The organism is Shewanella sp. LC6, from assembly GCF_006385735.2.
In the GTDB taxonomy this organism is placed as follows: Bacteria; Pseudomonadota; Gammaproteobacteria; order Enterobacterales; family Shewanellaceae; genus Shewanella; species Shewanella xiamenensis.
This window is the reverse complement of sequence record NZ_CP043902.1, coordinates 495,229-512,999: the sequence shown is the minus strand read 5'-3', so window position 1 is coordinate 512,999 and position 17,771 is coordinate 495,229. Positions and strand designations below refer to the sequence as shown.

19 protein-coding genes are annotated in these 17,771 nt (G+C 47.5%); 3 read left to right on the top strand and 16 right to left on the bottom strand.

Annotation, left to right across the window (positions count from 1 at the left end; translation table 11 throughout):
* Positions 1-8: 8 nt before the first annotated feature.
* From FJD32_RS02400 to FJD32_RS02360, 9 genes are all read right to left on the bottom strand, one after another.
* Positions 9-2,399, bottom strand: coding sequence for a DEAD/DEAH box helicase family protein (locus FJD32_RS02400; protein ID WP_140907588.1), 2,391 nt, complete (start codon positions 2,397-2,399; stop codon positions 9-11).
* 1 nt (position 2,400) lies between these two features.
* Positions 2,401-2,598 carry a helix-turn-helix domain-containing protein gene (locus tag FJD32_RS02395; protein ID WP_001083515.1) on the bottom strand — a complete coding sequence of 66 codons (198 nt, stop codon included), beginning with the start codon at positions 2,596-2,598 and terminating at the stop codon, positions 2,401-2,403.
* A 248-nt stretch (positions 2,599-2,846) separates the two neighbouring features.
* Positions 2,847-4,589 carry a DUF927 domain-containing protein gene (locus FJD32_RS02390; RefSeq protein WP_140907589.1) on the bottom strand — a complete coding sequence of 581 codons (1,743 nt, stop codon included), beginning with the start codon at positions 4,587-4,589 and terminating at the stop codon, positions 2,847-2,849.
* Positions 4,576-4,818, bottom strand: coding sequence for an AlpA family transcriptional regulator (locus tag FJD32_RS02385; RefSeq protein ID WP_007146785.1), 243 nt, complete (start codon positions 4,816-4,818; stop codon positions 4,576-4,578). The genes FJD32_RS02390 and FJD32_RS02385 overlap by 14 nt, the downstream gene beginning before the upstream one ends.
* A 331-nt stretch (positions 4,819-5,149) precedes the next feature.
* Positions 5,150-6,400 carry a type II toxin-antitoxin system HipA family toxin gene (locus tag FJD32_RS02380; protein ID WP_112403817.1) on the bottom strand — a complete coding sequence of 417 codons (1,251 nt, stop codon included), beginning with the start codon at positions 6,398-6,400 and terminating at the stop codon, positions 5,150-5,152.
* Positions 6,397-6,702, bottom strand: a complete 306-nt coding sequence (locus FJD32_RS02375; RefSeq protein ID WP_071178140.1) for a helix-turn-helix domain-containing protein — start codon at positions 6,700-6,702, stop codon at positions 6,397-6,399. Before FJD32_RS02375 ends, FJD32_RS02380 begins: the two co-directional genes overlap by 4 nt.
* A gap of 447 nt (positions 6,703-7,149) precedes the next feature.
* The gene (locus tag FJD32_RS02370) at positions 7,150-8,268 is read right to left on the bottom strand and encodes a hypothetical protein (RefSeq protein ID WP_140907590.1); all 1,119 of its coding nucleotides are present in this window, start codon (positions 8,266-8,268) and stop codon (positions 7,150-7,152) included.
* Between the two features lie 48 nt (positions 8,269-8,316).
* A complete protein-coding gene (locus tag FJD32_RS02365; protein WP_140907591.1) occupies positions 8,317-9,666 on the bottom strand; it encodes a type II toxin-antitoxin system HipA family toxin in 1,350 nt (449 codons plus the stop codon).
* Positions 9,656-9,946 (bottom strand): helix-turn-helix transcriptional regulator, encoded by a 291-nt coding sequence (locus FJD32_RS02360; RefSeq protein ID WP_001011876.1) that lies wholly within the window; start codon positions 9,944-9,946, stop codon positions 9,656-9,658. Before FJD32_RS02360 ends, FJD32_RS02365 begins: the two co-directional genes overlap by 11 nt.
* Positions 9,947-10,610: 664 nt before the next feature.
* On the opposite strand from FJD32_RS02360, the gene ric reads away from it, so the two are divergent.
* Both ric and FJD32_RS02350 read left to right on the top strand, forming a co-directional pair.
* A complete protein-coding gene (gene ric, locus FJD32_RS02355; protein WP_088586575.1) occupies positions 10,611-11,357 on the top strand; it encodes an iron-sulfur cluster repair di-iron protein in 747 nt (248 codons plus the stop codon).
* A 98-nt stretch (positions 11,358-11,455) separates the two neighbouring features.
* On the top strand, positions 11,456-11,959 hold the full coding sequence (locus tag FJD32_RS02350) for an ATP-binding protein (RefSeq protein ID WP_047537623.1): 504 nt from the start codon (positions 11,456-11,458) through the stop codon (positions 11,957-11,959).
* A gap of 8 nt (positions 11,960-11,967) precedes the next feature.
* Here the strand turns inward: FJD32_RS02350 and FJD32_RS02345 are convergent, their stop codons facing one another.
* From FJD32_RS02345 to FJD32_RS02315, 7 genes are all read right to left on the bottom strand, one after another.
* Positions 11,968-12,546 (bottom strand): HupE/UreJ family protein, encoded by a 579-nt coding sequence (locus tag FJD32_RS02345; RefSeq protein WP_023266363.1) that lies wholly within the window; start codon positions 12,544-12,546, stop codon positions 11,968-11,970.
* Between the two features lie 115 nt (positions 12,547-12,661).
* Positions 12,662-13,384, bottom strand: coding sequence for an HAD-IA family hydrolase (locus FJD32_RS02340; RefSeq protein WP_088586574.1), 723 nt, complete (start codon positions 13,382-13,384; stop codon positions 12,662-12,664).
* Positions 13,384-14,283 carry a tyrosine recombinase XerC gene (gene xerC / locus FJD32_RS02335; RefSeq protein WP_172590938.1) on the bottom strand — a complete coding sequence of 300 codons (900 nt, stop codon included), beginning with the start codon at positions 14,281-14,283 and terminating at the stop codon, positions 13,384-13,386. The genes FJD32_RS02340 and xerC overlap by 1 nt, the downstream gene beginning before the upstream one ends.
* Positions 14,284-14,324: 41 nt before the next feature.
* Positions 14,325-14,960, bottom strand: a complete 636-nt coding sequence (locus FJD32_RS02330) for a DUF484 family protein (RefSeq protein WP_037430216.1) — start codon at positions 14,958-14,960, stop codon at positions 14,325-14,327.
* Positions 14,957-15,784, bottom strand: coding sequence for a diaminopimelate epimerase (gene dapF / locus FJD32_RS02325; RefSeq protein WP_140907592.1), 828 nt, complete (start codon positions 15,782-15,784; stop codon positions 14,957-14,959). The genes FJD32_RS02330 and dapF overlap by 4 nt, the downstream gene beginning before the upstream one ends.
* A 69-nt stretch (positions 15,785-15,853) precedes the next feature.
* Positions 15,854-17,098 (bottom strand): diaminopimelate decarboxylase, encoded by a 1,245-nt coding sequence (lysA, locus tag FJD32_RS02320; RefSeq protein WP_140907593.1) that lies wholly within the window; start codon positions 17,096-17,098, stop codon positions 15,854-15,856.
* A 42-nt stretch (positions 17,099-17,140) separates the two neighbouring features.
* Positions 17,141-17,323 carry a lipoprotein gene (locus tag FJD32_RS02315; RefSeq protein ID WP_051714241.1) on the bottom strand — a complete coding sequence of 61 codons (183 nt, stop codon included), beginning with the start codon at positions 17,321-17,323 and terminating at the stop codon, positions 17,141-17,143.
* Positions 17,324-17,402: 79 nt separating this feature from the next.
* Between FJD32_RS02315 and cyaY the strand changes: the two genes are divergently transcribed.
* Positions 17,403-17,735, top strand: coding sequence for an iron donor protein CyaY (gene cyaY / locus FJD32_RS02310; protein ID WP_140907594.1), 333 nt, complete (start codon positions 17,403-17,405; stop codon positions 17,733-17,735).
* Positions 17,736-17,771: the final 36 nt, after the last annotated feature.

Sequence of the window (17,771 nt, the reverse complement as noted above, 5' to 3'; positions counted from 1 at the left end):
CACTTCTGTTATTGCTGGCTATAGAGCAGCGTTTGTAATTGGTCCACGGCGGTTTTCATTTGCAATGCACCACCAAAGAGATTGGCTATTTCTATCACATTGCCATATTCAGAAATGGGGGGTACCTGTAGCGAATCCGGAATACTGAATTGCTTGGGGCCGTGGTCGGTGTATTTGTCCAGTAAAGACGTTAAGATCGCGCGTGCCTCTGGGCCGTACTGATCAAAAAAGTCCGGTTTGTTTTTCTTCAAATAGTCAGCGCGCTCTTTTCTGGTTCGCAGCGGTACGTTAAATGCTATGTGACAAAGTAAATCCAATGGATCTGCATCGGTTTTACCCGACTCTGCCACCAAATCATCAAACTGGATCCCGCGCTCTTGTAATTCGAGAATGATCTCTTCTCTCTTTAACGGATTAGCCCAGCTATCTTTTAGTTCGTCCAGTGAGGAAAAGAGAGTCTTTACCTTTTCTGCGGTGTAGTCGGTATATTGGATGACGCGAAGCTGTTTACCGTCTTCGTCTAACTCATAGACCAAATGAGACGTAATTTTAACGCTGCCACCGTCTACGTAGTACTTTCTCGGTTCGTGCTCCTCTTCATCATCAGCGCCTTCACCTTCAGTATTCACTTCGTATTCGCCCGTCTCTTCAGCAACCTCTAACTCTTCAGTCTCTGGTGTTAAAGTGTCATCCACCACTTCTTCACCGTCTTCATCAATCACTACTTCATCTTCAATTTCTGGGTAACCGTCAAAGTCAGGATCAGCAAAATTTTGTGTGGCGGAGCCGGTATAATCAATGATGTTGAACCACAGCTTGCCGTAATCTTCGCGTAGACGAGTACCACGGCCAACAATTTGCTTGAACTCACTCATTGAGTTCACAACACGCGCAAGCACAACATTTTTACAGGTTGGCGCATCGACCCCCGTTGTTAATAGCTGTGAAGTGGTCAGTATCACTGGGGTGCTGGTTTCCAGCTCTTGAAAACGACTGAGGTGCCCTTTGCCAATTTTCCCTTCTTCTGATGTCACACGTGCAACGTAATCAGGATGCTTGCGTGAAAGGTCAGAATTCAAGTTATTAAGCGCCCGACGCATTTCATCGGCATGTTCTTGGTCGACACAAAACACGATCGTTTTTGCAAAACGATCGGTTCGCTTCATAAAGTCGGTGAGATGCTTAGCAAACGCATCTGTTCGAGCCTTTAACGCGATAACCCGTTCAAAGTCCTTGGTTTGGTATTCACCATCTGGAATTTCTCGTCCAAAGCGGTCTACATCGCCTTTGCTTGGTCGCCAACCTGCCGCATCAACTTCCGAAATAACTCGGTGTACGCGGTATGGCGCAAGAAACCCGTCATCAATACCTTGGCGCAAACTGTAGGTGTAGATTGGGTTGCCAAAATAGCGATAAGTATCGCGGTTATCTTCACGCAGCGGCGTCGCAGTCATACCGATTTGAAAGGCTGGCTCAAAATACTCCAGAATTTCGCGCCAGTTACTGTTGTCGCGGGCACTGCCTCGGTGACATTCATCAATGATAATTAGATCAAAGAAGTCTTGCGGAAATTCTTTATACAAGCCTGGACGACGCTCATCACTGGCAATGGATTGATAGATCGCAAAATAAATTTCACGACTTTTAACAACTTTGCCGCCTTCAATTTTGTGCCTGGCATCACCAAACGGGGTAAATGTTTTATCCTTTGGGTCATCGACTAACACATTTCTATCTGCCAAAAATAGAATGCGAGGCTTTCTGTAGTCTCCCGTGCGATTCCAGCGAGCACTCCATAGTTTCCAGCTAATTTGAAAAGCGACGACAGTCTTACCCGTACCCGTTGCCATCGTAATTAATGAGCGCTTTTTACCTTGAAGCACCGACTGAACTGCCCGGTTTATGGCTATTTGTTGGTAGTAACGCGGGGAATAACCCGAAACATGGTGGTAAGGGGACAGCAAGGTATCAAGATCTTCATCCTTTAAACCTTCATCGCCACAAAGCCGCTTGAATAACTCATCAGGGGTTGGAAAGCGCGACAACAATTGCTCTTCACCAGTGGTATAGTCAAATTCTAAGATCTCATGACCATTGGTTGAGTATGCAAACTTTAGCCCTAAAATTTCTGCGTAATCTTTTGCCTGTTGCATCCCTTGGCCTACAGGGCTGTTTTCAGGTTTAGCCTCAACAACGGCAATAGGAAAATCGCGAGTGTACTTAAGTAAATAATCCGCTCGCTTTTGCTCCCCACGCTGAATTTTACTGCCCTTAAACTGGACGCGCCCGTCGGTAAATGTGTACTGTTCAGTTATTGCGCTAGGATTGTTTTCCCATCCAGACTCTTTGAGCTTTGGCGTCACATAGACCCGGCAAGTATCTGCTTCGTTTAAGGCCATACTATTTTTCTTCCTTGCTATCATCTGATGCGCCACCAGATCTAACCCACTGATCCACCTCATCTGCTTTAAACTTCCAAGGCCGACCAATTCTATGAGCTGGCATACCCTTTTTACTGATCCATGAGTACACAGTATCTTTGCTTACGCCAAGATATTCGGCTATTTCTTCAACAGATAACCAGCGGTCTGAATTCACAAAAGGTACCTAACGTTATGAGCTTGAGGCTTTTGTAAAATAGTCACATATTCGCTCAGCAAAGTAAACTTGATTTAAGCCGAATAGTGAGGATTTAAGAGGATTAAAAAGCAATCCATTTTACCTTGTCGGTACACAACCAGTACGCTAGCGGTACTGTCTGCAATGGACTACAAACTGAACCCAGCCCTTAAGTTGACTGGCGGTGCACTGCAAGGCGATAAGCCCACGCAGGGGGCATCGCCTTTTTAGTCATCCAAGATGCTGCCTTTTACACAATACATGCGTGGGCGGGTGTTGTCGGGCAGGCTGACTTTGCGCTGTGGGCGGTTGCCATCGGGGATTAGGTAGCCTGCGGCCATCAGTGCTTTGGCGGCGCGATCTGGGCTTAGGCCTTCGGTGGCTTCACGCCAGCCAGTTGGGTAAAACAGGTAGAGAGTTTGTGGGCCAGAAGTATCAAGCCAACCCGCACGCTGGCGTACTTGGCTGCTGTAACCGGTTTGTTTAGGCGTAAAGCGGCTTTCGCCATGCTGCTCAATAAAGCTGCGCACTTGGCGGATGGCTTGTTGGTCTTCATTGGCGGCCACACCACCGCGGGCGAGTATCCATTGGTTAAGCTGGCTTAAACAGGCAGCTTCGACACTTTGGGCAGGCCAATCAAGTACTTTGGCTTGAATGGCTAACAGGCCTGCGCTGGCCAGTAAGGAAAATTTTTCGGCGACTCGGCGCACTTGGCCGTCAGCCTCGGCTGGTAAGCTGGCTAAAAAGCGTTGGCGTACGTTTTGGAAAACGGGGCGCACTTGTAAGCTGTTCTGCGTTAAATACCGTAACCAGTCCAAAGCCAAGCTGCCGTAATGTTGGCGACTTTGTTGTTTTAGGTGATCGGCCAAATCGGCGGCGTTCATGCCATGACTCTGGTTAAACACGCCCATTTGCGCGCCGGCATCGGCACTGAGATCAATCACGCGCACTTGCTGCCCCGCTTTTACGCGCTTGCCGATACTAGCAAGGTGACTTTCGAGCGTCACTTCGCCAGTAGATAAAAACACTAAACGCCAACGGGCGGGTAAGCGCATTTCACCGTATTTGCCTGCACGGGTTTTACCTTGGCCATTGGCAAGCATATAAGCAACATCGCCCGCCTCTTTGGGGTCAACTTCGCCCATTTCATCGAGCGCCAGCAAGGCATCGTTATGCGCAAGCGCTGTGCCTTCTAAACCGTTGGCCGTGGCACGCCAACTGTGACGCAGCTGATTAGGTTCGCCCCACACCGATAATGCCGGATACAACGCTGCGGTTTTACCGGTACTGCTGGCACCGTAGAGATGTAAACCAAAACCATCCACCCCACACAAATGCAACAAAGGTGCAGCCAGTGAAGCACAAACACCAACAATTAATAGCGGGTTATCCAGACAATAACGGCCAACGTGCTGCCGCCAACTGTCGCTACTACCTTGTTGAATAAAGCCTTCTATCGGGTGCATGGTTTGTAACACCATGCGCGGGTTGTTGCTGTGTTCGCTTGGGTAAAAGGTGAGGCGCGGATGCACATAAACGCGGTGATGCCAACCAATACAGTTCACGCTGATAGCCTTTTGCGTGGCCAGTTCGCCCATTTGTTGAATAAACAGGGAGAGTAACTGCCGCGCTTTGACACTGTTACTAAGCCGCATTCCTCGGCTGAGTAGAATTCGGCGGTACTCGCTGCCGTCTCCTGCCAATAGTTCTGCGGGCATAGCCCAATAGCGATGGCGATTGTCATCGTCTAACCAGTGCAATAAATAGCCGTAGTTGTCCCCTTGCGGATCACGGGTGCGGGCGGCCACTTGTAGCCAAGAGCAGATTTTAACTGGGCTATCTTGCCCAGCCGGTTGCATCACCAGCCAGTTTTGCGCGTTATAGGCAAAACCAGCCGGTAATGTTGGCATGTTGTTATTTATCTCATTGGCAGGTAACGGGGTTGATGCTGATGGTTTATCCGCGGCCATAAGCAGCACCGATACGGCGGGTTTCAATCCACTGGTCGATATCGCTTTCTAACCAGCCCACTGCACGCGCCCCAATACGAATAGATCGCGGAAATTCACCATTGGCCATCAGAGCATAAATGGTGCTGCGACCAAAGCCTGTTTTGGCCTTTACCTCGGGCAAGCGCAAAATCCGCTGCTGACGCGCTGGGTGTGTTGATGTGGTGGATGATTGTGTAGTTGGGTTCATCGTTTGCTTCCTCACTGATCTGTTAAGTTCAGTTAGGAGTTTGCCAGTGCTAAACGGACGCAGTAGGTAGATAAATGCCCAGATCGTGCAGCTTTCTGAGGGTACAAGTAGCTACTTGCCCCAGTTTGTAGAGAGTGCCCCAAGTAATTAATGCTCTATGGGCAGGGTTGGTGTGTGGCTAAGCGACGTGAATTAAGGCTTTGCCCATACTGCCCCAAAAGCCCAAGGGATAAGTGGTGTGTTACAACACATGGAGTGTGAGGCAAAGCATAAAGGTGAAACTATAACTTCTCTATATGCTAATAATTGAAAATATAGTTTCACTGACTCATTAAACGTTAAACGCCGATTCTTTCATGGCCTGCTCTGCTCGGCTGATCCCTAGGCGCTTAGCAACGGTTTGCCATTGCTTAACCGCCATTAATACTTCATCGTAAATTTGCGTGGCTTGGGTTTGCGAAAGTCGGAAGAAGTCTTTCACATCAAAGGCTAGCTGGTAGTCTAAAGCGTTGTCTGCATCGGTAATATTCAGATGCAGGCCATGCTTACCCACTATCGGGTTTAAATCATAAGCGGGTGATAACTTCCAACCCTTCTTGGTTAATAAAAACCCATGGTTACGCAGGTGATCATCCGTGTTGGACACCGCAATATTAAACACGATACGTCGCCATAACTGCGCTAAATCCGCTTCGGTTTGTGCACCAGAATTGGAAATAAATTCAGCAATCTCTAAGTAGCTGGCACCTTGAGATTGTTCACCATCATAGTATTGAAGCTGTGTCATGGCCGATGAAAAATGCAGCCGCTTTTCACCGTCGCGGTCAAACCGTTTGGTTAAAAAGGTATGATGCTGTGACGAAAATTGCCTAATCTCACTTGGAAACATGTCAACACCTGCCGCCAACGCCAATTCATAACAGACCATCTCCCACGCGCCCACATCATGGGTATCGTTTAAATTGGGAAACTTAGCAATCCACAAGTGGCCTTGTTCATCTGTGACACAAGCCTTGGGCCTTGCACCACCTAATGATGAGCCTGGAGAAATCAGCATTTTCAACCAGCGGTAATACTCGTCACTGTCGATGTTATCGTCTTTTTCAATCTGCATTGCTGCGTGCTCTAGCTCTCGCAAAGAAGCCATTGGCGGCGCAGCAAACTCAGCGTTGTCATCTAAGAACGCAGCCGAGCCTGTTCGCTTAAATCGAATACCACCCATCCGGTAAGAGTCGTGCACGCCCAGCAAGTAATCCAATTCGTTTAATCGACTTGTTGCTCGGATGCCTTTGCGCGCTTCAATGGCCGCACGCCGCTGCATTAAAATACGTCCCCATCTATCGGGAGATGAATCGAGAAATGCACGAAAGTTTTTATCGGCTTCATCGTTGTAGAGTTCACCGGAGTGGAGGGTCAGGATGGGATCAATTTGCAAGCGATAGGCTGAAGTTAAAAATGCTTTATCGTAGGCAAAACTAAACACGCCACCTCGGCTTGAATCGCTGTAAGAAAGCCGCCCTATCAGCAAAGGCGCCTCAATTGGCTGCCAGTCGGCATAGACTTCGACGATTTCACGGCTCATCTTGAACCTTCCAGCAATTTTATGTTTTGCAGCTTGATGCCCACTTCATCATGAGCGGCCATTTCTGCAAAGTTGCTTTCCATGCCAAGAACGGCCATCACCTTTAAGTAAGTGCCTATGGCAACACCCGGATCACCTGCGAAGACCTTGTTCACGGTTTTATGGTCAAAACCAGTACGTTCACACAGCAGCTTTTTGGTAAAACCACGTCTTTTCATCGCCAACAGCAAGTCTTCACCAAACTGCGTCAGGATTTTGCGCTGCTTTGGAAACAAAACATTGTGTAAGTCACGCTTAGCCATATCACCAACCAAAGGGACTATATTCCCATTATTCAACCGTTAATGGGAATATAGTCCAATCTTGAACTTCAAGCAACTCCAACAGTTTACATGTGGGACTATATTCCCATTTTACTCAATATAATTGGATTTATATCCTACTTTTAGGTTTAGTTTGCGCGTTGGCCAAGGCGATGATGTGAATCCCTGAATGCCAAAGGCAATCAAATTACACTTTTACGCGCATAAAAATGTAAAAATCCGCACTTTTCTGCGCGTAAAAGTGTGAAATGCAAGTTGAGTACTCGTCAGTGTATTTTGCTGAATGGATAAATGCAGCGGTTATAGGTCTACACAAAGTGACTTCATAGGTAACAATTTGTAGACCTTTGGTGGGATTATAACCTTTCAACCAACCCTCAAACCGCTTTTTGCTAACGTCATTTGGCCAGCCTATCGCATCATCGTTTAAAGCAAATCACTCAAGCGATTTAACAGCGCTTTCCGGCTATTATTCGCCACTACAAAGCGCTTAAAACGTTGTTCAAACGCCGCTTCATCCGCTTTGAACTGATAGGCCTCAAACAGCTGATGCAGATAGCGTGATGCCGAATCGTAACCACTGGCGCAAGTTCGATCCGCTTGCTCTTGTGATTGCTGCCAGTAGTGCTCAAGCTGATTGTAGATATCCGTCAACGCTTTTTCTTTTTCCGCTTTTTCGATGGCTAATTTTTTTGCGAGTGCTGCGGCCTGCTCTTGCTGTAATTGGTTTTGCGCTTGCTCAATGAAAGGAGAAATGACGGCGGGGGTTAACCAGTATTGATAGTTCTCGTCTATGTTGGCAGGTTCTTTTCGCGTCAGCGCTAAGGCTTGGTGACGGGTTAGCTGGCCTTGCTCAAACAACGTGCGTAGTAGCGTATCTTTCTCTGCTTCCGAGAGATTATGGAGCCACGCATCAAACGTAAGCTGAGTTTGCTTGGCTTGGTGACTGGGTTGTTCGGTCAGCACCATAGCGAGTGCCTTAACCAATGCTAAGGGAATATTATACAGTGCCGCAAACGCCTGCTCCTCTTCACCAAGGTGCTCAAAATCGAATTGAATTAACGGCACTCGCTCAACGTCATCATTTAAATCAAACGCTTTGAGCCACATAAAGTACACAAGGCGCCAATCCCCTTGCATTAACCCGCTTCGTAAAGCGGCTAAATGCTGGAAAAAGTCGTCAGCATGCTCATCGTCAAAATACTCGTCATACTCCTCGATGGAAAAAATCAGCAACTGCCACTCATCGCTTTGATGCACATAAAGCCCACCTATTGAAAAGCCAAGTAAAGCTTCAGGGAGCGTTCCTGCTGGTAGCTTGATGTAGGCATCAATTGAGCCCCAATCAGCATAGTAAAAACCGATATCGAAGTATTTTAACATCAGCTTAAAAGGCTCAGCCTTTAGATCACTGTAGGTGTAATATACCTGAAAGGACGTAGCGCTGATCTCGGCACGGCTTGAAATCGATCTGAGTGCTTGGCGTGCTTTAGCATCTAAATACCCATCCAGACGCTCAAATTTATAATATTGATATTCGCTCACGGTGACCTTGCTATCTATTTTTTGTGAATTGAAAAGTTTGTTTTACTGTCATTGAAAAAGCACTGCATTTTCCTGTTTGCGCTGATCCAATGTCTTAGCAATTGCAGACATTGTTGTTTTACTGATCCCTTGTTGCTTGGCAAGATAAGTAAATTGGCTGATGGCTTCTGCGACTTCTTCAATAACTTGCTTTGCATCATTCCAATTCGCAAAGCCAGCACTGGTAGCAAGTTTTTGCATCACCTTAAGCGGCGGCGCTTTGCCATAACCGCCGAACGCAGTGGCGTGTTCGTTAAATGGATGTGGGCTGTAGGTAACATCGTAAAAAGGGGCAGGATTCCATTGACCGTCATCCGCTTGCAAAAACGCCCAGTTTTTACTGTGGTCGTCTTGATTAGACGACAGCAGGTTAAAAACGGCACGGCGAAATTGCAGCTGCCCAGCCGCAGGGGATTTACACAACTGACGGCTGGCTTTTATCAAGTCAATATAATCTAAACTTGGCGTTCGAAAGTCTGCATCCAGTAGCCCGCAAGCGCTGTGCATATGCAAGCGACCTGCACTGCGATTGCCGCTTAAACTGGCCTGCTCCGTGACATAATCAAAACGCTTAAGCGCCAACCAGGCAGACGCACCGCTTGTAGTTGGTGCTTCAATGAGTTGCCATAGCGGTGGTTGACACTTAGCAACTTCTGCCATTTGCAAATAAACCGCCTCGCACAAACCTTCTTCATGGCCGAGCGCGAGATTTTTAGAGGTAAACTTAATCAGCCAAGCCTCATCTCCAGGCTGAGCGAAGGTTCGACAATGTTGAGTTTCCCCAGCAGGCATATAAATCTGCGCCTTGGGCCTTGCTCCCCCCGAACTACCTCCGGCGACTAATGCGGCCAACACCTGTTGCGTATGACCATCTAACTCATCGTGGTTGTCGTCCATATAATCTGACATTGAAGTATCAAACAACGTTTGTGCTTCTAAGCCCAAAGTTGCTAAATCAATATCCGCATGCGTCGTGGCTGAAAACTCAGACACCGGAGAAAAAGACAGCGCACCCATTCCTTTATCACCAACAAAGGCCAGTCTATCCATCGCCGTTAATTGATTAGGTAGGATGCCCTTTTGCCGGAAAATACGATCTTGTAACAACATGCCCCAGCCATCGGGTAAACAATCTCCAAATACGCCATGTACACCTTGGTGCGGCTGCTTAGGTGCGGCTTGAACTTGTATACTCGACTGCAAGGTAAACGGTGATAAATTGCCAAACTGCTGCAAATAGTCGTCAGCATACTGAAAAAAAACGCCTTGCCGATTCTGCGCCAAGACTCCAACAGAGATCTGCTCACCTGAGCTTAGCGTACGAGTAACATTAAGCTTCTGAATCGGTTTAAAACTCATCTTTTAGCACCTCATCAATACTCGTGGGTATAGCAGCGCGTTCTTTGCTAAGTTGCGTGAGCTGATAAAGCCTATCTAGCGAATCAAGGGTCTGCCATAGCAACAGCAATTGACGAAATGAAATTTGCCCGGTCAGCTCAAATTTCTTAATGGTGGCCGCAGGTACGCAGCTTCGCTCAGCCAATGCAGCGCGCGACAGCTTTGCCTGCTTGCGTAACTCACGTAAATAAGCCGCATAAGCTTGGCTTACATCGGTATCATCAAGTAAGGTAAAATTCATCCGCAAAGACCAAATGGACACAGTTATATCCATTATAGCGAAATAAAACAGAACTTGGATACTATAATATCCATAAGTGCGTAGAGTGTTGAAAAAATTACTCGATAAAGCCCTTCAAAACTGCTATTTTTAGACCCCAACAGCAGCAAAAAAACGGCACTGTTTTTCCATTGCTAACCACTAAGATTTAGTAAAAGCCAGAGGCAAGTGGTGGGCAGTTTGGTGGGCAAACAGGCATTTCTGAACGGTTTCTTTTCGATAACTCATTGAGTTTATTAGGGTCTAGGCCGCTACTCAATGAGCAAATTCAAAACGTGGAATAACCTCCTCATTTCTTCAGCAATTTGCTTTTAATGCCCTACTCTTAGGGCGTTGAAAGCATCTTTGTAGTTTCATTTATCATCAGATACTTAATATTCGATGAGCCTTAGATGATACGCAAAGAATGGTAAATTCAATACGCCACACAGTTCCAAAAACATACTAATTAGATAAAACATCGACTCATCTTTATCAGCCTCTACACCCTACTCCTTTGGGAATAATTCAGACAATTTAATGTGACAGCCGCAGCAAATCCTGACTAAATTAGTCAGGATTTATTGCATCACAATAAAGCTGCAAATAATATGCATGTAAATTATTTGTGCTTTGGAGTGTTGCAATGTCATCAACTAGCTTTTCGTCAGCGTCTCACGTTGAACAACCATCAGCCCCTTTATCGCCATGGCTTGAGCGTAAAGTTGGCGAGTTGGTCGCGGAGGATTTTCGCCGCGCCCATGTGTTTAGCCAATTTGGTATCGATTTCTGCTGTGGCGGTGGTCGAGCACTGATCAGTGCCTGTGAGCGAGCACAAGCCGACCCAAATAAAGTCGTCGCCGCATTAGAGTACATGACACATTCAGGAGCTAAAGAAGATGAACTTAATCAACTGCCACTTGAGCAACTAATTGATTATATTGAGCGTACTCACCACCAATATGTCCGTGCTAAAGCACCGTTATTGCTGGAATACTCAGAAAAGATGGTACGCGCCCATGGCGAGCATTATGCCGAAATTGTTCCATTTGCAGGTTGGGTTCGTGCGTTGATAGAAGATTTAATGCCGCATTTGATAAAGGAAGAAAATATCCTCTTTCCTGCGATTCGGGCGATGAGTCAAGGCGAGCAAGTGCAGGGTTGTTTTGGTCATATAGGTAACCCGATCAATGCAATGCAACACGAGCACGAAGAAGCAGGATTGATTTTACAAAAGCTACATGAGTTAACCAACGACTTTACGCCTCCCGAATATGCCTGTACTACTTGGCGGGTTTGTTATGCAACGCTCGCAGAATTTGAGGCGGACCTGCATAGGCACATTCATTTAGAAAACAACATTCTCTTCCCTAAGGCGCTGCAACTCGCCTAATAAACAAGATTGATTAACCACCAAGGTCAGCATAACTGCTGGCCTTTGTGATTTTGGCGTGTTACAAAAAGTGGTGTGCTACGCAAGGAGCCGCCGCCATGACATACCCAACATTCGCACTCGATGATATTGCTTCTCTACACGAATCAGCCCAAGTAGAATTTAAACTCGCAAGAGGCCGTGATGGTCAAGGTCAATTACCTGAAGATATTTGGGCAACCTATAGCTCCTTCGCCAACACCTTAGGCGGAGAGATTATTCTTGGGGTACGCGAAGATCGTGGCCATTTCACCATTGAAGGCATCCCTAATCCGCTACCCGTATTACAAGAATTTTGGGAGATCCTCGATGACCCTAGCCGGATAAGCTGTAATATTTTAGCGATTTCTGATGTGCAGCTGATTGAAATTATGAATAAAAAGCTGATAAGGATTCGTGTCCCGCTCGCACCAGAGCACCTAAAGCCAGTATTTATAGGCACCGATGCTTATACGGGGACTTATTTTCGGGTTGGAGATGCCGACATGCATGCCAGCCGGAGACAGGTTACACAGATGCTACGCCGCGCCCATCACTGCAATAAGCTGATAAAGGCGCGGTAGTGCTTTTTCTAAAAACCAGCGAGTAAATAGCCACCCATGGCGGCAATTGCCACGCCAGATACGCGCATTAAGCTGCGTTGCCCAGTGACGCGCTGCATGCCTAGCCCTAGCATAACGCCACCTAAATGGATAACCGCAGTACCAAATAAGAAACCAAAGGCGTAAAGAACTGGGCTGGCAAGTTCAGGCATTTCCATGCCGTGGGCATGACCGTGGAAAATCGCAAACACGCCGACAAATGCCATCGCAAACAACAGCGGTAATTGGCGGTCAAAGGCAATCGCTAACCCAAGCAACAGTACTGACAAAGCAATGCCAATTTCAACAAAGGGCACCGGAATGGCATAAAGCCCCAGTATTCCACCAACCAACATAAAACACACAAAGGCTAAGGGCACAGTCCAAATCGCGCGACCACCGAGCTGCGTACTGAGCATGCCCACACTTAACATGGCAAGGAGATGGTCAAAACCTAAAACGGGATGATTAAAGCCCGCCATAAAACCCCCACCGGAGTGGATTTCGTGCGCCGACGCAGGGGCTATAAACGATAGACTCAAGAGGAGCAACAGACTTAAACGCACCATAGCAGTTCCTTGTTAGTGAAGACGTAACAACTGAGTTAAACAAATGCTAATACTCTACGGCAAAACGATATGCCAATCCTTGATCCCTATCACTTTAAATAGGCTGCTATTCTTTTTAAGGCAATAACATTTCCTGTAATGAATCGAGAGTGGCAATTTCCATATGGGGTAAGAGTGCAGCAATCGGTAACGATGCCACACGGCCAAAACTGGGATTTAACCAGACAGACTGACATCCCGCTAAACGCGCACCGCGAACATCGGCATTCATACTATCGCCAACGTGCAGCAGTTGATCTAAGCCGATATCTAACCTTTCACAGGCCTGTGAAAACATATCTTTAGCAGGCTTCATCCTTACACCACTACCAGGATGCAGCACAAATTCAAACACATTACTTAAGCCGATACGCTGTGCGTCCACATTACCATTAGTGATGCCAATCAGCCTAAAATGGACCGATAAACGCGTGAGCAGCGCCAAGACGTCGTCTGAAACCTGAAAATGGCTTCGATGAAAATAAAAACAAGCTAAACCTTCCTGCGCGCCCCGTTTTGCCTCAGGCTCACTATAACCGAGCAGTAAAAGGCCTTTATGCAGAGTTGCAATTCGCGCCGCCGAGGTGTCATGAGCAAGGGCCGGATTTTGCTGTAGTAGTTGCAACTTGAGCATTCGCCATTGCTGCGGTTGCCAAGCTTGAGTCAGCGGATAAGCCTGATGCAAAAACTGCATTAACTCAGCTTCGGCATTGAGAATGTGGGGTTCGTTATCGTATAGGGTATCGTCGAGATCGAAGCTAATCGCACGAATATTCTGGGGTCTAAGATAACAACGCATTATTTATCCTGTTGTTTTTTCGCTCTAGGATGGGCGTTATCATACACCTTAGCTAAGTGTTGGAAATCTAAACTGGTATAAATTTGCGTGGTAGACAGGTTTTCGTGGCCTAATAATTCCTGCACCGCCCGTAAATCGGCACTGGATTCCAGCATATGTGTGGCGAAAGAATGGCGCAGCTTATGAGGATGCACCCGCATAGAAAGCGCCTGTTCCTGCCCCCATTTGCTCATGCGCGCCTGAATGCTGCGATGGGATAAACGCTTGCCCTTTTCGGTGACAAATAATGCGTTATCTTCACAGGGGATTTGCCTGCGGCACTCAAGCCAAGCGCCTAAGGCATCAATAGCATAACGACCAACGGGGACGATACGCTCCTTGTTGCCCTTACCTAATACCCGCACTTCACGCTGATCATATTGCACACTGGATAAATCGAGCGCTGCGAGTTCTGCTAAACGTAACCCGCTGGAATAGCATAGCTCCATAATGGCTTTATCACGCAGTGTTAGCGGATCATTGCCTTCAATCTCAAGCAAATGAGTGAGGGAATCGACATCGATATTTTTCGGTAAAGGCTTAGCTTGCTTGGGCGCACTCAGCCCCTTGGCAGGATTGAGTTCTATCACGCCTGCGCGCAGTAAAAACCCTCCCCACTGTTTTACTGCCGATAACCATAATGACAGCGAGCGCGGACTCAGTCCCTTGCGGTGTAACTTAGCAAGCACTTGTTGCCAATGCTCACGCCCGACATTGAGCAGGTCAACACCTTCGGGCAGTAACTCGCTTCCCCGCTGCAACTCGTACATATAATTGCGAACCGTATGCGCCGATAACTGACGTTCAGACTGCATATAGGTTTCAAATTGCTGTAAATAGGAGTGACAACGCGCGGGCATATCATTAGCTGGCGAGTTCATATTGGACTCCTCATCAGGGCTTAGAGTTTGGCGAGCATATGTGCCAGCAATCGCCGAAGTTGCTCGAGCAGCATATTGTCCATATCGGGATGAAAATGGGTGGCATCGTGGCTGGCAACTGCAAAAATGACAGGAATATCATCAGCTAGTTTAACTAATGCCACCGAGCCGACCTCACTGCCAAATAAGCGTTTCGCCTCTTGTTGTGTCAGACGACCAAAATAGTAATTCTTGCGTAAACGCTGCGCCCAAATCGCCTTCATCTCAATATCGGCCTCTAACACACTGATAAGACGCACATGGGTAAAATTAAACTGCGCCTTTAAATTATCAGCCAGCACTTCTTTAAGGGATTCTAAGTTAACGCAATTGAGTAGCTTAAAAGACAGTTCAGTATTAAATCGGAATATCTTTTCATTACGTGCAGCCATGGCCAGTAAACTGGTGATTTCTTCTTCGAGTTGCCCAACCCGCAGGCGCAACAACTCTTGACGTCGTTCGACTAAGGAAATCGCACCGCGCTCCAAATGGGGCAAACGCATCGCCAATAACAGCTCGGGATACCGATTAAAAAAGTCAGGATTATCGAGTAGATATTCGCGAATAATCAACTCATCAAAGGGAAGATTGGTCTGCGGCATCAAAGGCTCGGTCATAACTGAATTTGTCCATCATAAACGTGCTGCGCTGGGCCCGTCATCCACAGTGGTTTGCCTTCACCTTCCCAATTGATGGTTAAGCTGCCGCCCGGTAAATCCACTTGTACTTGTTGGTCAAGTTTGCCTTGAATTTGTCCGACTACCACGGCAGCACAAGCACCTGTGCCGCAGGCTAAAGTCTCAGCCGCACCACGTTCGTAAACCCTAAGCTTGATATGACCCGAGTTCACCACCTGCATAAAACCAACGTTTACCCCGCGCGGGAATCGCTCATGCTTAGTGAGTAGCGCCCCGATTTCGGCAACATTAGCGTTAGCAACATCTTCCACATCGAGCACGCAATGGGGATTGCCCATGGAGGCCGCGCCACACAAAAAGGTTTGTTGCGGTGTTTGCAGTAGATAGGTTTTTTCGGCCTTTTTGGCTTTAAAGGGGATTTGGCTAGGTTCGAGCACGGGCACGCCCATATTCACAGTGACAGTACCATCGCGCTCAAGGCGCAGTGTCATCTTACCCGCAGAGGTACTTACACGAATTTTATTCTTATTCGTCAGCCCCTTATTACGGACAAAGCGCGCAAAGCAACGGGCGCCATTGCCGCAGTTTTCGACCTCACCACCGTCGGCATTAAAGATGCGATAGTGAAAGTCGAGGTCGGGATCATAGGGTGGCTCAACCAGCAAGAGTTGGTCGAAACCGATGCCAAAGTTACGGTCGGCTAAACGGCGGATCTGCTCAGGCGAAAAGAACACGTTCTGCGTGACACCATCGACCACCATAAAATCGTTGCCAAGTCCGTGCATCTTAGTGAATTGGATCAAGATACTTATCCTTTAAGCCTAGGCGCCGCCATAACTAGCCAAGCGCCTGAATCAATATAATTTTCTAGTTTACGGCAGGAGCTGCTCACCTTGCCAGAGCTGCGCTAATTTTTCTCGCTCTCGCACCAGATAAGCCTTGTCAACATCCACCATGACCTCGGCCGCACGCGGACGAGTATTGTAGTTCGACGCCATCGCAAAACCGTAGGCACCGCTTGAGCGCACAACCAGTAAATCCCCCGCCGCAATCGCGAGTTGTCTGTCCTTACCTAAAAAGTCACCGGTTTCGCACACTGGCCCTACAATATCAAATACTTGCGCCTCTTCATCCCGTGGATTCACCGGAATGATATTTTGCCATGCACTATAGAGTGCGGGCCGAATTAAGTCGTTCATGGCACCATCAACAATCGCAAAACGTTTGTCACTGTTTTCTTTGAGGTACAGCACCTCAGTCACAAAAATCCCCGCATTGGCAGCAATCGCACGGCCCGGTTCGAAAATCAGTTTGAGCTTGCGATGGCCTAAACGCTTGAGCAGTGCAGCGGCGTACACATCAGGATGCGGTGGCGTTTCATCATCATAGGTCACCCCTAAACCGCCACCGACATCAAAGTGCTCAATCACTATCCCTTGCTCGGCTAGGCGGTCAATGAGCGATAGCATTCTGTCCATTGCATCGAGAAACGGCTGAATTTCAGTGAGCTGTGAGCCGATATGGCAATCAACCCCTTTTACCTGCAAATGCGGCAGCGCATGGGCGCGAGCAAATACAACTTCGGCCTCATCCATGGCGATACCGAATTTATTTTCTTTAAGACCCGTCGAAATATAAGGATGCGTACCGGCATCGACATCGGGATTCACCCGCAGTGACACTGGAGCAACTTTACCTAAGCGGCCGGCAACATCGTTAAGTTGTTCAAGCTCAGCGCTCGATTCAACGTTAAAGCAGTAGATACCAAGATTTAATGCCTGCTCCATTTCGGCAACGGTTTTACCCACGCCCGAAAACACCACTTTGGCAGGGTCACCACCGGCTTCAATCACCCGCGCTAACTCGCCGCCCGAGACAATATCAAAACCACTACCTAAACGAGCCAATACGTTCAGTACGGCTAAGTTCGAGTTGGCTTTCACCGCGTAACACACTATATGTGGATGGTCGGCAACTGCATTATTAAAGGCATGCCAGTGACGCTCGAGCGTCGCACGGGAATAGATATACAGTGGCGTGCCATACTGCTGGGCTAAATCATTGACCCGACAGCCTTCTGCGTACAGGGTATTATCTTGGTAGAGAAAGTGATCCAATGTCCGATTCCTTACTGCGCTTTGTAGTAATTATGCTGATTATTATTGTGTTTTTTCAGTTTCAGCTTGAGGCTCCGCGGCTTGTACAGGCGTAGCATCACGCTTAGCTGGCTTATTTTTTTTAGACTGAGTCGCCTCTACTGGAGAGGATTTATACAGGGGGCCTTTTTGACCACAGGCTGTAATGAATAGGCTACCAATCAATAACAATAAAAACAGTCTCATTTTTCTCAACATCTGTGCATCTAGTGACTAATCGTCTTATAATCGCACCCATCTTGACGAAAGCAAAGGACAGAAATGCATGGCCATGACAGATACAGAATTTCACCAGCTCGCCGATGACATGTTCCAAGCGATAGAGACCGCTATCGAAACCGCAATTGATGAACAAGATGCCGATGTGGATATTGATGCCAGTGGTAACGTGTTACAGCTAGAATTTGTCGATGGTTCGAAAATCGTAATCAACAAACAGGAACCTTTGCATGAAATTTGGGTAGCAACGCGTTTCGGTGGCTATCACTTTGGCTATATAGAGGGGAAATGGCTTGATGGTCGTAATGGCGGCGAGTTTATGCCCTTTGTGCAGGACTCGATTCTACGCCAAAGCGGTATCGAACTCAGCCTCTCCTAAGCCGCAGCGTCATTCCTAAGCGGGAGGTCGCTCCCG

What these genes read in the sequence shown, in the direction of transcription:
- FJD32_RS02400 (WP_140907588.1), bottom strand. Translation starts at nt 2,399, where the DNA reads ATGGCCTTAAACGAAGCAGATACTTGCCGGGTCTATGTGACGCCAAAG.
- FJD32_RS02390 (WP_140907589.1), bottom strand. Translation starts at nt 4,589, where the DNA reads ATGGCCGCGGATAAACCATCAGCATCAACCCCGTTACCTGCCAATGAG.
- FJD32_RS02385 (WP_007146785.1), bottom strand. Translation starts at nt 4,818, where the DNA reads ATGAACCCAACTACACAATCATCCACCACATCAACACACCCAGCGCGT.
- FJD32_RS02380 (WP_112403817.1), bottom strand. Translation starts at nt 6,400, where the DNA reads ATGAGCCGTGAAATCGTCGAAGTCTATGCCGACTGGCAGCCAATTGAG.
- FJD32_RS02375 (WP_071178140.1), bottom strand. Translation starts at nt 6,702, where the DNA reads ATGGCTAAGCGTGACTTACACAATGTTTTGTTTCCAAAGCAGCGCAAA.
- FJD32_RS02365 (WP_140907591.1), bottom strand. Translation starts at nt 9,666, where the DNA reads ATGAGTTTTAAACCGATTCAGAAGCTTAATGTTACTCGTACGCTAAGC.
- FJD32_RS02360 (WP_001011876.1), bottom strand. Translation starts at nt 9,946, where the DNA reads ATGAATTTTACCTTACTTGATGATACCGATGTAAGCCAAGCTTATGCG.
- ric (WP_088586575.1), top strand. Translation starts at nt 10,611, where the DNA reads ATGTCATCAACTAGCTTTTCGTCAGCGTCTCACGTTGAACAACCATCA.
- FJD32_RS02350 (WP_047537623.1), top strand. Translation starts at nt 11,456, where the DNA reads ATGACATACCCAACATTCGCACTCGATGATATTGCTTCTCTACACGAA.
- FJD32_RS02345 (WP_023266363.1), bottom strand. Translation starts at nt 12,546, where the DNA reads ATGGTGCGTTTAAGTCTGTTGCTCCTCTTGAGTCTATCGTTTATAGCC.
- FJD32_RS02340 (WP_088586574.1), bottom strand. Translation starts at nt 13,384, where the DNA reads ATGCGTTGTTATCTTAGACCCCAGAATATTCGTGCGATTAGCTTCGAT.
- xerC (WP_172590938.1), bottom strand. Translation starts at nt 14,283, where the DNA reads ATGCCCGCGCGTTGTCACTCCTATTTACAGCAATTTGAAACCTATATG.
- FJD32_RS02330 (WP_037430216.1), bottom strand. Translation starts at nt 14,960, where the DNA reads ATGACCGAGCCTTTGATGCCGCAGACCAATCTTCCCTTTGATGAGTTG.
- FJD32_RS02315 (WP_051714241.1), bottom strand. Translation starts at nt 17,323, where the DNA reads ATGAGACTGTTTTTATTGTTATTGATTGGTAGCCTATTCATTACAGCC.
- cyaY (WP_140907594.1), top strand. Translation starts at nt 17,403, where the DNA reads ATGGCCATGACAGATACAGAATTTCACCAGCTCGCCGATGACATGTTC.